Raw genomic sequence first — 14,967 nt, 5'->3', positions numbered from 1 at the left:
GTTCACCCGCGACCTCCACTGGGAGCCGGCCGAGACCGCTCCGCCACCGGCGACCCCGTCCAGTACGTCCACGTGGTCGACGCCGACGACAAAGTGCCCGGCATGATCTGGGCGAACGACGAGGACGGGGCCGCCGGCGGAAAGGTCAGCGCTGGATGGACTTGGTCTCGAGGAACTCCTCGAGACCGGACCGGCCGAACTCGCGGCCGTTGCCGGACTGCTTGTATCCGCCGAACGGCGCGAGGGGATTCCACTGGCCGCCGTTGACGTCGACCTGCCCGGTGCGCAGCCGCCGGGCGATCGCGAGCGCACGGTCCTCGCTGCCGAAGACGCCGCCGGTGAGCCCGTACATGGTGCCGTTGGCGATCTCGACCGCATGGTCGTCGTCGACGTACGGAATGATCGTCAGGACGGGCCCGAAGATCTCCTCCTGGGCGATCACGGAGTCCGGGGCGACATCGGCGAAGATCGTCGGCCGGACGTAGGCGCCCCGGGGCAGGCCGTCGGGCCTTCCCGGTCCGCCGAACACGAGCCTGGCGCCGTCGGCGACGCCTCGCTCGATGTATCCGTCGACCCGGTCGCGTTGCGCCTCCGAGGCCATCGGACCGATGCGCGTGGCCTCGTCGGCCGGATCGCCGACGGTGTATTCGGCGGCCTCGGCCACCGCCAGTTCGACCACCTCGTCCTGAAGCGACGCGGGAACGAGCATCCGCGGCCACGCGCCGCAGACCTGGCCGCCGTTGGCGAAAGCGATGCTCAGGCCGTGCCGTACGGCATGGGCGAGGTCCGCGTCGTCGAGGATCACGTTGGCGGACTTGCCTCCGAGCTCCAGGGCCACCCGCTTGACGGTGTCCGCTGCGACGGCGGCGACCCGCCTGCCGGCCCGGGTCGAGCCGGTGAACGACACCATGTCGACACCGCGATGCGCCGCGATCGCCTCGCCGACCACCGGCCCCGTGCCGTGGACGACGTTGAACACGCCCGCGGGCACTCCCGCCTCGGCGGCCACCTCGGCGAGGATCCCCGCCGTCAGCGGCGCCATCTCCGACGGCTTGAGGACCACGGTGTCACCCGCGACCAGGGCGGGCGCGACCTTCGAGACGACCTGCTGCAGGGGGAAGTTCCACGGCGTGATGGCGCCGACGACGCCGATCGGCTCCCGCACCACCAGCGAGTTCCCGATCTGCTCCGTCCAGGCGAAGTCGGCGGCGAGCGCGGCGAAGGACGCGGCCACCTTGACCGGGAAGACCGCCTGCGCGAACCGGGAGAGGGTGATGGGCGCCCCCATCTCGCGGGTGATCGTGGCGGCGATCTCCTCGGCCCGCCGCTCCAGTCCCTCGGCGATGCGGCCGACGACCGCGGCGCGTTCGGCCGGGTCCGTGGCGGCCCAGGCGGGGAAGGCCGCCGTCGCGGCGGCGACGGCCCGGTCGACGTCGGCGGCGGTGCCCGACGGCACCTGGGACACGACCTCACCGGTCGCGGGGTTGACGACGTCGATCAGGTCGGTGGTTCCGGCGACGGCCTCGCCGCCGATCCAATGGGTTGACGCGTTCAGCGCTTTCGTACTCATGCAGTCAACGGTCACGGTCGCGGACGACGGGAGGAATGTCCTCCCGATCCCTGGATACGGACCCCTCCGCTCCCCGGGGCGCCCATCCACGGATCGGCAGTACATGGATGCGCCGCCTCGGTCCCGTCACGCTTGGCAGTGCGCGGAGAAACATCCCTGACCAGGCGTTTGTTGAACGATGCGCGACGGAGCCGTGTCGGACGCGCCGTCGTCCGAGACCTCGGAGAGGAGGACCGAGCCGTGGACCGGGCCCGACTGGCCGACTTCCTGCGCTCCCGCCGGCAGGCGTTGCAGCCGGAGGACGTGGGACTCCCCCGCGGCCGCCGGAGGCGCACCGACGGCCTGCGTCGCGAGGAGGTCGCCGTTTTGTCCGACATGTCGGTCGACTACTACAGCAGGCTGGAGCAACAGCGCGGGCCGCACCCGTCGGAGCAGATGCTCGCGGCGCTCGCCCGCGGCCTGCGCCTGTCCCTCGAGGAACGCGATCACCTGTTCCGCCTCGCCGGTTACGCCACCCCGCGCCGAGTCCCCCGTACGGATCACATCGAGCCGGGCATGATGCGCATCTTCGACGGACTCGAGGACGCCGCCGCCCAGGTCGTCAACCACGTCGGGGAGACGCTGACGCAGACGCGGCTGTCGAAGGCGCTGATCGGCGACGAGAGCGTGCACACCGGGCCGGCGCGCAGCCTGCACTACCGGTGGTTCACCGATCCGGCGACGCGGTCGATCTATCCCGAGGACGACCACCCGGTCCACAGCAGGCTGATCGCGGCGAACCTGCACCGCGTGTTCACGCGCGACGGCACGCACTCCCGCGCCGGCGAGATCGTCGACGCGCTGCTCGCACAGAGCCCGGAATTCGCCGCGATCTGGCGCGAGCACCCGGTCACCGGCTCCTACTGCCCGCCCAAGCGGGTGCTGCATCCGCAACTCGGCCTGCTCGAGTTGCACTGCCAGACGCTGCTCGACCCCGACCAGTCCCAGATGCTGGTCGTCTACACCGCGACACCGGGAAGCGAGAGCTACGACAAGCTCCAGTTGCTGTCCGTGATCGGCGCAGGGCTGGAGTGAGGACGGGCAGGCCCCGGGAAAACCTGGGCGCGGGGTGCCGTTAGGCTGCGGGGCATGCGTGATCACGGCGAGGATGCGCGCCCCGCTCGCGGCGCGGTCCGAGAGGTCTACGACGTCGAGCGAGCGGCGGCCCTCGAGTACTCCCCCGACCTGGACGGCCTGGCCGACCCCGGCGAGATCGTGTGGGCCTGGGTGCCGTACGAGGAGGACCCCGCGCGGGGCAAGGACCGGCCCCTGCTGCTCGTCGGCCGGCATGGACGCCGGGTGCTGGGCATGATGCTGACCAGCCGTGAGCCCGACCGGGGTTACGAGGACGAGTCGCTGGAGCTCGGGTCGGGCTCGTGGGATCGCGACGGCCGCGTCTCCTATCTGCGGCTGGACCGGATCTTCGAGCTCGACGAGGACGACATCCGCCGTGAGGGCGCCATCCTCGACGGGGAGAGGTTCGCCCGGGTCGCAGCGGTCCTGCACCACCGCTACGGCTGGGGATTCGCGTAGTCCGCGCGTAGCCGACCGGCCGCTCGAGCCCCTCGATGCGGGTTCCGGCCACACTACGATGACCGCGTGGCACTGAGAGAATCCCCGTCCCGGTCGCCTGAGCAGCAGCGAGACGATGCCCCCGACACCGGTGCCCGTGGTCTCGGCGTGCGCGCCCGGCTGGTCCCGGAGATGCCGGGAAACGCCCTCCGGGGCTGGCTCGGCCCGCTGGCGGTCACCGCCTTCGGCGCGTACCTGCGTTTCTTCGGGCTGGGAGAGCCGAAGGCCGTCGTCTTCGACGAGACCTTCTACGCCAAGGACGCGTACAGCCTGATCAGGTTCGGCGTCGAGCAGTCGACACTGGGCACGGTCGACGACCCCATCGCCAACACCCGGCTGCTGGCCGGCAACACCGACATCTTCGTCCAGTGTCCGCCGCAGCCGCTCTCGGACTGCGCCGCGTACATCGCCCACCCGCCCCTGGGCAAGTGGATGATCGGGCTGGGCGAGCTCGTCTTCGGGATGACGCCCTTCGGATGGCGCGTCATGGCCGCACTGGTGGGATCGCTCTCCCTCCTCATCCTGGCCCGTACGGCCCGCCGCATGACGCGTTCGACGTTGCTGGGCTGTCTCGCGGGATTCCTGCTCGCTCTGGACGCCCTGGAGTTCACGTCGAGCAGGTTCGCCCTGCTCGACGTGTTCCTGATGTTCTGGATCCTGGCCGGGTTCGCCTGTCTCGTCGTCGACCGCGACAGATATCGAGAGCGGATCGCGGACTGGTACGAATCCGGCCGGTCACCGGCGACGGGGCCGCCACCAGGTGTCCGGTGGTGGCGGCTGGGCGCGGGCCTGTGTCTCGGCGCGGCGTGCGCCGTCAAATGGAGCGGCGTCTTCTTCCTCATCGCGTTCGCGATCATGTCGCTGGTCTGGGACGGCGGAGCCCGGAAGACGGCCGGGATCCGCAGGCCATACGCCGGGATGGTGTCGAGCGGCCTCTCAGGCGCCGCCGTCATGCTGGGCGTGCTCCCGGGCCTCGTCTATCTGCTCTCGTGGACGGGCTGGTTCGTCTCGGCCAGAGGCTACGGCCGCAACTGGGATCAGGCCACGTCGGCCGGTCCCGTCTACTTCGTCATCGACTCTCTCCGGTCGTGGTGGAACTACCAGACGAGCGTGCTGGGGTTCCACACCGGTCTGACGACCAGCCACCCGTACATGTCGGAACCGTGGACCTGGCCCCTGCTGCTGCGGCCGGTCCCCTACTCCTACGAGTCGGCCCCGGGGTGCGGCTCCGCGAACTGCTCCCAGGCCGTGCTGGGCACGGGCACACCCCTCATCTGGTACGGAGCGATCGTCGCGCTCGTCGCCATGATCGGGTGGTACGTCGCGTCGCGCGACTGGCGGGCCGGCGCGGTTCTGCTCGCCTACGCGGTGGGCTGGCTGCCGTGGTTCTACTACGCGGTGTTCGATCGCCGGACCATGTTCCTGTTCTACGCGCTGCCGATGGTTCCGTTCATGGTTCTCGCGATCGTCCTCGCGGCCGGGCTCGTCATCGGCAACCGGAGGATGTCGCCGCTCCGGCGGATGCTGGGAGCCGCCTCCGTGGGCGCGTTCGCACTGCTGGTGCTGGTGGACTTCTGGTGGCTCGCCCCGGTGCTCACCGGCGAGAACATCCCCTATGAGTTCTGGCGCGCCCGCATGCTCTTCTCTTCCTGGATCTGACGAGATTCCCCGGCTCGACGGCCGACGCCGAAGGTTCACGCGTCCTTAAACTCGTGCGCATTTCTGCCTTGACTCAAGAATGTCAAGATCTTAACGTGATCCTTGATCAAGGTGCGCAGCACCCCTCGGGGGCCATGGCCATGTCAATCTCCCAGGCGGTACGAGGAGGTTCGATGCGACAGGTTTCACCCGGGGAGCCGACGGACGACGCATCCACGGGCGGTAGCCGGGGCCGGCGCCGATTCGGAAGACTGTCATTCGCCGTGCGCGCGCTTGTGGCCGCCGTCGCGATGATCGTGGTCTTCCCCGGAGTCGCGTTCGCGGATCCGCCGACCGCCCTCGACTGGTCGGCCCCGTGGCCCGACCGCATCTACGAGCCGGGTTTCGACTACGACGGTGACGGCTGCTATCCCACCCCGGCAATCGGGCGCGACGGCACGATCGCTCCCGGGCTGGCTCTGGGCGGCGCCGAGAACGGCCACTGCCGGGACTCGTGGGACCTCGACAACACCAACGCCTATTCGCGCGTCAAGTGCAACAACGGATGGTGCGCGTACATGTACGCGCTCTATTTCGAGAAGGATCAGGCGGCTCTGGGACCCGGCAGCGCCGGGCACCGGCACGACTGGGAACACGTCGTCGTATGGGTGCAGGGCGAATGGGGCATGTACGTCTCCGCGTCGGCCCACGGCAAATACTCGACCCGCGCGCGGAACGACATCCCCTGGGACGAGACCGGAAAGCACCCGCTGATCGTCTACCACAAGGACGGCATCAGCACGCACTGCTTCCGCTTCGCGAACTTCGGCGAGCAGCCGGAGAACCACAAGGGGTGGTGGCAGTGGCCCCCGCTGATCGGCTGGGACGGCTACCCGCCCGGTTTCCGTGACAAGCTCGTCAACCACGATTTCGGCGCCGCGCAATTCGGGCTCAGGGACGGCTGGTTCGAAGGCGAACTCGCGAAGGCCAAGCCTGCCGGCATCCCGTTCGACCCCTACGCCTGACCCGGACCTCCTGCGGGGACTACGCCGAGCGCAGCGTGAGCACGGTGATCTCGCTCGGGGCGAAGACCCTGAACGGCGGTCCCCAGAAACCGGTGCCCCGGCTCGTGTAGAGCTGGGTCCGCTCGCCGTGCCTGCTCAGGCCCTGCACGGTGGGCTGGTCGACCCGTACGAGGAAGTGGAAGGGCCAGATCTGGCCGCCGTGGGTGTGCCCGGAGATCTGCAGATCGACGCCGTGGGCGACCGCGGCGTCGACCTGCTTCGGCTGGTGGGCGAGCAGCAGCACGGGAAGGTCCGGGTCGGCGTCCGTGAGCGCGGCGGCATGGTCCGCGTGGTGGCCGGGGCTTCCCGAGGTCGCCGCGGTCGCGTCGTCGACGCCCGCGACGACGAGCCTCGAGCCTTCCCGCTCCACCACGATGTGCCGGTTGTGCAGGGGTTCCCAGCCGAGTTCCCGCATGTGGTCGAGCCAGCCCTGGGCCTCGCCGAAGTACTCGTGATTTCCGGTCACGTACGTCCTGGCGAGCCGGGCACGGACGTCGCCGAGCGGCGCGGCCTGCTCCCGCCGTTCGGACACGGTGCCGTCGGCGATGTCTCCTGTATGGCACACGATGTCGGCGTCGAGCTCGTTGACGGCGGCGACGACGCCCGCCGACCAGCGTGCCCGGTTGATCGGGCCGTAGTGCGTGTCGGTCAGCAGGACGACCCGGACTCCGTCCAGACCCGGGCCGAGGCGGGGAATCACGACGTCCACCCGCCTGACCCGGGGCACTCGCATCGCCTCGACATATCCCCAGAGCAGCAGCAGGAGCGACACCGCGGCGGTCGCGGCGGCGACGATCCGGGAGCGGGCGGGGTCGGCGACATCGGCGATCACGAGTGCGAGCCGCAGCACGTTCCCGAGCACCGCCCAGACGAACACCACCCAGATCGCGCCGAGGATCGTGTCGCCGGCGCGTGCCGCCCAGTCCAGGCGGCGGCCGCCGTGCCCGAGGTACATGAGCGCGGGGAACGCGGCGAGCACGCCCGCGAACACGACCGTGCCCACGACGACGACGGCGGACGGCCATCGTGTGCCCGCGACGACCAACGTCCACCACGGGACACCGAACAGCAGCAACAGAATGGTGGCGATCGCCAGCACGGCCGCCAACGGCCGCACCGATCGCCTCCTGGGCGCCGCCTGCGCCGCTTCGCCAACTGACACGTCTGCACTCCTCGGTCGCGAGTGCGTGCATCATGACATCTCCGGGGCACGGTCGACCACAGCGCCGTCATCGATGCGATCATCGCGTCATGACGATCTCCGAGGAGTACGTCGAATTCGCCGGACGAGAGGCGCACGGGGTTTCGCCCGCGTACGAGCGCCTGGCCCTGACGGTGTCCCGCGACGACAGGATGCTCACGCTGCTCGGCACGGTGCCGCCGGGCAAACGGCAGCCGAACCTGCTGTTCGGCGTCGTACGGTTCCTCGGCGGCCCGGTCGGGGACCCGGACGCGTTCGTCGACTACACGGTGGCGAACTGGCAGGCGGTCGAAGCGCTGCTGCTCACCCGGGCCACGCAGACGAACGAGGCCGGGCGGTGCGCCGTACTGCTGCCGGTGCTCGCCGCGCTGCCGCAGCCGCTCGCGCTGCTGGAGGTCGGCGCGTCCGCGGGCCTGTGCCTCTACCCCGACCGGTACGCCTACCGGTACGGCGATCACCTGGTGGGCTCGGGCGGACCGGTCCTGGAGTGCACGGCGACCGGGATGACGCCGCCGGCCCGCCTGCCCGAGGTGGTGTGGCGTGCCGGCCTGGATCTGAACCCGCTCGACGTGACCGACCCCGCCGACGTCGCGTGGCTCGACGCCCTCATCTGGCCGGAGCACACGCACCGGCGGGCCCGGTTGCGGGCCGCGGCGGCCGTCGCCGCCGCCGACCCGCCGATCCTCGTGCGCGGCGACCTGGTGGACGACCTCCCGGCGCTGGCCGCACGAGCTCCGGCCCGCGCGACGCTGGTGGTGTTCCACAGCTCCGTGATGTTCTATGTGCCGGCCCCGCGCAGGGAGGCGTTCGCCGAGGTGGTGGGCGGACTGCCCGGTCACTGGGTCGCCAACGAGAGCCCGGGCGTCCTGCCCTACGAGTCGCTGCCGACACCGCCGGGCGTCGCGCTGCACAACGTCCTCGCTCTGGACGGGACACCCCTGGCCTGGACCCGCCCGCACGGGCAGGAGATCATCTGGTTCGCGTGAGCGGCGCGTCGTACGCGAAGATCTCCGGCGGCCACGGCTTGATTCCGAACCAGGCTCATTCGGTCGATTTCCGGCATCCTGCGGCCACCGATGTGGTCGACTAACGGGCGTGGAAGCCGTCCTCACCGCTCTCACCGCGGTCGCCGGAACTCTGCTGGGTTCTCTCCTCACGTTCGTCTTCCAGCGAATGACGAACGACAGGGCCGAGCGCTTCACTCTGGCCACCCGGTTGCGCGAGGAGAGAATGGCCGTCTACAGCGGCTTCGCCGGCGCCGCGCTCGAATATCGCGGCGCGCAGTACAGCCGCGGCATGTTACGGGGGCGTGAAGGCCAGGAGGCCGAGTACAAGGAGGCGAGGGCGGAGTCGTCCCGGCTTCGGGCCTCGATGTGGCACGCCCTCTATCGGGTGCGGCTGATCGCCGACGACCCCGAAGTGATCAGGCTCGCCGAGACCGCGATGAACATCGCGACTGACATGCATCACGCGGAGAACCGGGATGCCCTCACGGCCAGGTCCGAGGAGGTTCGCGAGGCCATCGAGGCCTTCGTGTCCCGTTCGTCGGACCAGCTCCGGCTGACGGCCGCCAGGCCCCGGAGCCGTTGACCACGGAGATCGGCGAGCACTCGATTCACCGTTGATTTCGCTGTGCGTACAGCGGCCATTCATGGCGCGGACATCGGGAACCCGACGCGGAGTGACCGAGGCCACTTCCGCCGGAGAAAGAATTCACACGGCCGAAACAATAGGCCTGACCAGCGCGGATCGTCATTTGACTGGGATATTGGCACCCTGTCATTCTTCACCCTTGTTTGTTCACCAATAGGCGCCGTACACCATCAGAACCTTGTACGGCTCCGGCGATCATCGGGGAAAGAAGATGGCGATCGAGCAAGTGCCCATGGCCGACATCCGCGACATGTACATGGCGCACATCCTGATGCGCAGGGAGTTCGGCCTGGCATCCGGCGTGGTCCGCGCGGTCGACGAGGGCGACGTGAGCCGGGCGGACCTGGTGGCCGACCACATCGAGCTCATCTCCGACCTTCTCCACAGCCATCACGCGGCCGAGGACGAGCTGCTGTGGCCGAAGCTCCTGGATCGCGGGTCCGCGGAGGTCGCCGACATCGTGCACCTCATGGAGGGGCATCACGAGGCCATCGACGTGGCGTACCAGGAGGTCCGCAAGGAGGCCGGCCTCTGGCGCGGCGGCGCGGACGTCGTCCACCGTGACGCGCTCGCCGACGCCATCGAACGGCTCAACGTGGTGCTCGTGGAGCACACCGCCCTGGAGGAGCAGCACATCCTCCCGCTGGCGGAGAAGTACATCACCGCCTCGGAGTGGCAGGAGCTCGGCACCCACGCGATGGCCGGCGTGCCGAAGAAGAAGCTGCCGCTGGCCTTCGGTATGGCGATGTACGAGGGAGACCCCGAGGTCATCAAGGAGGTTCTCCGCTTCGCGCCGCTCATGGCGCGCCTGACGATGCCGTTCGTCGGCCCCCGGATGTACGCCTCCTACGCCAGGCGTCTGTACGGCACCGCCACCCCGCCCCGCAGCGCCGCCTGACCGGCCGCTTCTACACCTGGTCGAGCCAGATCACGATCCCGGTCCGGTCGTTGAGCACGGCCGCGACGCCCGCCCTGATGGCGGCCGCGCAGCGCTCGGCGGTGAACGAACCGGCGTCGTACGTCGAGGACATGCCGAGCCCCTCCCCGCGGAACGACGCGCCGGACCAGTCGACCGCCGTGACGTTGTGGGTGGGCTCGGCCAACTCCGCGCCCACGACGAGGAACTGCTGCGACAGGTGGTTCGCGGTGACCAGGGCGAGGGGGTCGATGAGGTCGTTGCCCGCGCTGACGACGAGGTCCGGACCCATGTCGAGGGCCCTGGTGATGCTGGGGACGAGGTCGGTGTGGCCGTTGGCGACCACCGTTCTGAGGTCGACGCCCTCGTCCTCGGCCCAGTCCTTGACCGCCGTCACGAGCGCCTTGGTCGGGGCGTCGTCACCCGCGGTGAGCAGCACCACGCGATAGTCCTCCGACGGGCGGACCCCGCTCCATGAGCCGGGCCGCGGTGTGACCGTCGACTCCGGCACGGGCGTGGCGGAGGGGTCGATGAACCCCGAGTCGAGAGCGCCCACGGCGCTCGGCTTGGGATGCGGTTGCGACCAGTCGTCGCCGGATCCGCATCCGGTGACCAGGGCTGCGGCCGCGGCCAGCGCGGCGACGGCCAGAAACGGGGGGCGCAAGGTGATCGTCCTCCGAGCGGTTGCGGATGGTGCGCCTCCATCCTGCTATCCCAGGTCAGGCCACCTCCAAGCCGTGGGGGTCGTTCTGGAATTTGTTTTTCCGCAGTTCGCCGATGGTGCGGCTCTCGTTCACCCATGACGTGCAACGTGCACTCGCAACTGGAGGAGTCACATTGTCACCACTAATCCGCCGCACCGTCATCGGGGTCACCGCGGCGGTGATCGCCCTGCTGAGCGCCGCGCCGGCGTTCGCCCACGGGTTCACGTCGACCGTTTACGTCAACGTCGCCGCGGGCGACGAGGGACACGTACGGACGACGCTGGACCTCGAGTACGACCTCCTCGTCGTGTCGGCCGCCGACTATGAGAAGGACGATCCGCTCTTCAAGGCGGGAACCGCCGCGTTCGAGGCACAGGACACCGAGGGACAGGCCGCCGCGCTCAACGCCCACACGCAGTCGGCCGTCAAGTACGTCACCGAGCGCTTCTCCGTCGCCTCGGGCGGCAGGGCCTGCACGCCGGCACAGGTCGGCGACTTCACGATGACCGCTCAGGAGGGCGTGCCGTACGCGCGTCTGCTGCTCGACTGGTCCTGCGCTGAGCAGGGCGACGACCACGAGGTGCGCAGCGGGCTGTTCCCCGACGCCGAGACCTACGTCAAGGGCACCAAGACGATCCTCACCTACGAGCTCGACGGGCGCTCGGGCAGCGCCGCGCTCGACGCCGCGCACCCGTCCTTCTCGACCGCCCAGTCGTGGTACGAGCGGTTCTGGGAGTTCTTCCGCCTGGGCGCCGAGCACCTGCTGACCGGGATCGACCACATCCTGTTCCTGCTGGCGCTCATCGCCGGGTCACGGCGCCTGCGCGAGATCGTGCTCGCGGCCACGAGCTTCACCCTGGCGCACTCCGTGACGTTCATGCTCGCCGCCCTCGGCCTGGTCGACGTGCCCGCGGCGATCGTGGAGCCCGTCATCGCGCTGTCGATCGCCGCGGTCGCCGGCTGGCATCTGTGGCAGATCTGGCGCCGCGGCGACCACGCCACCGAGATCGCCACGCTGGGACGCGGTCACTTCAGCCTGGACCGCGCGGGCTGGACCCGCCTCGCGGTCGTGTTCTGCTTCGGCCTCGTGCACGGCCTGGGCTTCGCGGGCGCGCTGGGGATCAACGAGGCGTGGTCGTGGACCCTGCTGTGGTCCCTGCTGGTGTTCAACGTCGGCATCGAGGTCGTGCAGCTGACGATCATCGCTCTCGTCTTCCCCCTGCTGGCCGTGTTGCGCCGCCGTTCGCCGAGGGCCGGCCTCTGGGCTACGGGCGTGATCGCCACGGGCGTCTCGGTCATGGGACTGATCTGGTTCGTGGAACGGGTGCTCGGGGCGTGACCTGTGAGGTCACAGGTTCCTATGAGGTTCATTTCACTCGGTAGAGCTAATTAACTGTCGGTTTACCCAGCGGCGAGAGCTTAATGGACGTTTCTCTCCAAACCCATCGGCAAAAGGAACAACACCGATGACATCGAGCAACTCCGCGCAGGCCCCCGGGTCCGTGCGGCGCCGCGTGGCCGCTGGGGCCGCTGCGGCATTCCTGGGCCTGGCCGTCGCCTCGGTCAGCGGCATGGCGACCCCCGCCAGCGCTGCCGACTCGGCCACCCTCACCGGCATCGTCCTCGGCGTGGGCGCCAACGAGGCGCAGCGCACCGTGACCTGGTACTCCTCGGCCGACACCGCGCAGAAGGTGCAGGTCGCCCCGACCGCGCAGGTCGTGAACGGCGAGTTCCCGGCTGACGCCGCCACCTTCGACGCCACCGGCGCGGCGAACATCGCCACCAGCGGCGGCTTCAACCGCCACGCGACGATCACCAGCCTGAAGGAGGACACGGCGTACTCCTACCGTGTCGGCTCCGAGGGCAACTGGTCCCCGGCGTACTCCTTCAAGACGCAGGACTTCGAGGGCGACTACGACTTCCTGTTCTTCGGCGACCCGCAGATCGGTTCGTCCGGCGACGCGGTGAAGGACGGGGCCGGCTTCGCCGACACCCTGGACGTCTCGCTGGCGGCCAACCCGAACGCTGAGCTGCTGGTCTCCGGCGGCGACCAGGTCGAGACGGCCAACACCGAGACGCAGTGGAACGCCTTCCTCGCGTCCGACAAGCTGCGCCAGTACCCGTGGGCCGCCACCATCGGCAACCACGACGTCGGCGGTAAGGCCTACGAGCAGCACTTCACCACCCCGAACACGGACCGCACGGCCCCGTACTACGACAACGGGAACCCGGCGGGAACCAAGTCGGGCGGTGACTACTGGTACATCTACAAGGATGTGCTGTTCATCGACCTCAACAGCAACAGCTACAACTCCGCGAACGGCGGCGGCGACGCGGCGCACATCGGCTTCGTCACCGACGTCATCAACAAGCACGGCAACGAGGCCAAGTGGAAGGTACTCACCTACCACCACGCGATCTACTCGCCCGCCGACCACGCCAAGGACAGCGACAACAAGGTCCGGCGTGTCGACTTCCCGACCGTCTTCTCGAAGCTCGGCGTGGACCTGGTCCTGCAGGGCCACGACCACAGCTACTCCCGTAGCTACCTGATCAAGAACGGTGAGAAGGCGAACCCGGACGAGCAGCCCGGTGCCGCCGACGTGTACCCCGGTCCCGGCGGTGTCCTCTACGTGACGGGCAACTCGGCCTCGGGCTCGAAGTACTACGACATCACCAAGCCGGACAGCAGCGGCACGAGCGGCGCCGGCAACGGTGCCGACCCGCTGAACCCGAACAGCTACTGGTACAACTCGGTTCAGAACCAGGAGCACGTCCGCACCTACGTCAAGGTGCAGGTGCGCAAGGACAAGCTCGTGGTCGAGAACGTCCGCAGCGGCACCTGTGCGGCCCCGAACGCGGCGGTCGAGAAGGGCCTCTCGTGCAGCAACACCCCTGAGGGCCAGCCCGTCGGCTCGCTCGTCGACAAGGTCACGGTTCACCCGTACCACGGTGACGACCAGGCTCTGCAGGTCAACGTGCCGAACGTCGCCCCCGGCGAGTTCGGCTGGACGATCGACGGCTACAACGGCCTCGTCGACCTCGGCACCGCCAAGGAGACCAACGGCGACCACTTCGAGGCGTCGGGCAAGATCAACCCGCTCATCGTCTCGGACAGCCGCCGCTCGCTCGCTCCCTGGTCGATCTCGGCCAACGTGAGCGACTTCCAGGACGCCGACAAGAAGTTCTCCGGCTCCTACCTCGGTTGGACGCCGTACGTCCTCGACGGTGGCGCGGGCGCCACGGCCGCCAAGCCGGTGGCCTCCGGCTACGACGACCAGGGTCAGGGTCTGTCCGTCTCGCGCGGCCTCGGTTCGGCCGAGCAGGGCCACCCCCGCGGTGCGGCCAAGCTGGGCGCGGACCTGAACCTGAAGCTCCCCGACAGCGTCACCAAGGGTGGCTACCGCGCCACTCTGACGATCACCGCCCTGAGCAGCTGATCGCATCCGTTTCACCTGGCGGGGCAGGCGCCTTCGGGTGGCCTGCCCCGCCTCCCTTTCCAGGAGAATCCGCATGAAAGCGCTCGCACCGCGCCGGACGGCCACCGTCGGCGCCCTCGTCCGCACCGCCGCCCTGGCCATGCTCACGGCCTTCGCGATCGCTGGTGTGAGTGCCGGTGTGAGTGCCGGCCCCGCACTTGCCGACGACGGCGACGTCACCTGGACGGTCAGGACGGCCTCGAACGGGTTCGGCGCCGACCGTTCCAGCTACAGCTACGACGTCAACCCCGGCGGACTGATCAAGGACGCCATGGTCGTCGCCAACCGCAGCAAGACCCCGCTCACGCTCACCGTCTACGCCGCGGACGGTTTCACGACCGACACGGGCCAGCTCGACCTGCTCACCAAGGACAAGAAGTCCGTCAGAATCGGCGCCTGGGTCCACGCCGACCGCGGCAGCGTCACGGTCCAGCCCGGCAAGACCGTCCAGGTCCCCTTCACGGTCACCGTTCCGGGCAACGCCACGCCCGGCGACTACGTGGGCGGCGTCCTCACCTCCTTGACGCAGGCCGACGAGGCCGAAGGCATCAACGTGGATCGGCGCCTCGGCATCCGGGTCAAGCTGCGGGTCAGCGGCGAGCTCAAGCCGAACCTCTCCGTCGAGGACTTCGACGTCGACTACTCCGGCACGTTCAACCCGTTCGGCACCGGTGACGCCACGATCACCTACACGATCCACAACACCGGCAACGCCATGTTGTCGGCCCAGCAGGCGGTGTCGGTCTCAGGACCGTTCGGATGGCTGCGAACCGACGCGAGCAAGCTCACCTCCCCGCCGGAGCTGCTCCCGGGTGAGAGCTGGAAGGTGAAGGTGCCCGTCCACGGCGTGGCGCCCGCGGTCGACCTGGCCGCGACCGTGACTCTCACGCCCCTGATCACCGACGCGGCCGGGTCCACCAGCGCGCTCAAGCCGATCCAGATCACGGCGCACGGCTGGGCCGTCCCGTGGACGCTGTCGGTGCTGGTCATCGTGCTCATCGCCGCCGTCGTCCTGGCGATCCTCCTCACGCGCCGCAACCGTGTACGGCGCAAGTTGCGCGAGGACGCCCGCGTACAGGAAGCCGTCGAGCAGGCGCTCCGCGACCAGAAGTCACAGGTGAACTGACCACT

General features: G+C 69.3%; 13 protein-coding genes. 10 read left to right on the top strand and 3 right to left on the bottom strand.

From position 1 onward, the window contains the following. Positions 1-145: 145 nt before the first annotated feature. On the bottom strand, positions 146-1,570 hold the full coding sequence (locus tag Pph01_RS31605) for an aldehyde dehydrogenase family protein (RefSeq protein WP_204076840.1): 1,425 nt from the start codon (positions 1,568-1,570) through the stop codon (positions 146-148). Positions 1,571-1,810: 240 nt separating this feature from the next. Here Pph01_RS31605 and Pph01_RS31600 point away from each other — a divergent pair, with 240 nt between their 5' ends. The 4 genes from Pph01_RS31600 to Pph01_RS31585 all read left to right on the top strand — a co-directional run bounded on the left by Pph01_RS31600 (position 1,811) and on the right by Pph01_RS31585 (position 5,844). After that, entirely contained in the window at positions 1,811-2,644 is an 834-nt protein-coding gene (locus tag Pph01_RS31600) for a helix-turn-helix transcriptional regulator (protein WP_204076839.1), read from the top strand. 54 nt (positions 2,645-2,698) lie between these two features. After that, a complete protein-coding gene (locus Pph01_RS31595; protein ID WP_204076838.1) occupies positions 2,699-3,142 on the top strand; it encodes a type II toxin-antitoxin system PemK/MazF family toxin in 444 nt (147 codons plus the stop codon). A 66-nt stretch (positions 3,143-3,208) separates the two neighbouring features. Next, on the top strand, positions 3,209-4,840 hold the full coding sequence (locus Pph01_RS31590; RefSeq protein ID WP_308441931.1) for a dolichyl-phosphate-mannose--protein mannosyltransferase: 1,632 nt from the start codon (positions 3,209-3,211) through the stop codon (positions 4,838-4,840). A 263-nt stretch (positions 4,841-5,103) separates the two neighbouring features. Further along, positions 5,104-5,844, top strand: coding sequence for an NPP1 family protein (locus Pph01_RS31585; RefSeq protein WP_239117160.1), 741 nt, complete (start codon positions 5,104-5,106; stop codon positions 5,842-5,844). Positions 5,845-5,863: 19 nt separating this feature from the next. On the opposite strand, the gene Pph01_RS31580 is transcribed toward Pph01_RS31585, so the two are convergent. Continuing rightward, positions 5,864-7,045: a metallophosphoesterase gene (locus Pph01_RS31580; RefSeq protein WP_204076836.1), complete on the bottom strand. Its 1,182-nt coding sequence runs from the start codon at positions 7,043-7,045 to the stop codon at positions 5,864-5,866. An 89-nt stretch (positions 7,046-7,134) separates the two neighbouring features. Between Pph01_RS31580 and Pph01_RS31575 the strand changes: the two genes are divergently transcribed. The 3 genes from Pph01_RS31575 to Pph01_RS31565 all read left to right on the top strand — a co-directional run bounded on the left by Pph01_RS31575 (position 7,135) and on the right by Pph01_RS31565 (position 9,635). After that, the gene (locus tag Pph01_RS31575) at positions 7,135-8,070 is read left to right on the top strand and encodes a DUF2332 domain-containing protein (RefSeq protein WP_204076835.1); all 936 of its coding nucleotides are present in this window, start codon (positions 7,135-7,137) and stop codon (positions 8,068-8,070) included. Between the two features lie 109 nt (positions 8,071-8,179). Beyond that, complete coding sequence (kilB, locus tag Pph01_RS31570; protein ID WP_204076834.1) at positions 8,180-8,674, top strand: plasmid transfer protein KilB; 495 nt, start codon at positions 8,180-8,182, stop codon at positions 8,672-8,674. Between the two features lie 274 nt (positions 8,675-8,948). Continuing rightward, positions 8,949-9,635, top strand: coding sequence for a hemerythrin domain-containing protein (locus Pph01_RS31565; protein ID WP_204076833.1), 687 nt, complete (start codon positions 8,949-8,951; stop codon positions 9,633-9,635). Between the two features lie 10 nt (positions 9,636-9,645). Here the strand turns inward: Pph01_RS31565 and Pph01_RS31560 are convergent, their stop codons facing one another. Next, positions 9,646-10,317, bottom strand: coding sequence for a type 1 periplasmic-binding domain-containing protein (locus Pph01_RS31560; protein WP_204076832.1), 672 nt, complete (start codon positions 10,315-10,317; stop codon positions 9,646-9,648). A gap of 173 nt (positions 10,318-10,490) precedes the next feature. Between Pph01_RS31560 and Pph01_RS31555 the strand changes: the two genes are divergently transcribed. The 3 genes from Pph01_RS31555 (at position 10,491) to Pph01_RS31545 (ending at position 14,962) form a co-directional block, all read left to right on the top strand. After that, positions 10,491-11,696: a HupE/UreJ family protein gene (locus tag Pph01_RS31555; protein ID WP_204076831.1), complete on the top strand. Its 1,206-nt coding sequence runs from the start codon at positions 10,491-10,493 to the stop codon at positions 11,694-11,696. Positions 11,697-11,823: 127 nt separating this feature from the next. Beyond that, positions 11,824-13,797 carry a purple acid phosphatase family protein gene (locus tag Pph01_RS31550; protein WP_204076830.1) on the top strand — a complete coding sequence of 658 codons (1,974 nt, stop codon included), beginning with the start codon at positions 11,824-11,826 and terminating at the stop codon, positions 13,795-13,797. 73 nt (positions 13,798-13,870) lie between these two features. After that, positions 13,871-14,962: a WxL protein peptidoglycan domain-containing protein gene (locus Pph01_RS31545; RefSeq protein WP_204076829.1), complete on the top strand. Its 1,092-nt coding sequence runs from the start codon at positions 13,871-13,873 to the stop codon at positions 14,960-14,962. Positions 14,963-14,967: the final 5 nt, after the last annotated feature.

Source organism: Planotetraspora phitsanulokensis (assembly GCF_016863295.1).
Classification (GTDB): Bacteria; Actinomycetota; Actinomycetes; order Streptosporangiales; family Streptosporangiaceae; genus Planotetraspora; species Planotetraspora phitsanulokensis.
This window is presented reverse-complemented; position numbering and strand designations above follow the sequence as displayed.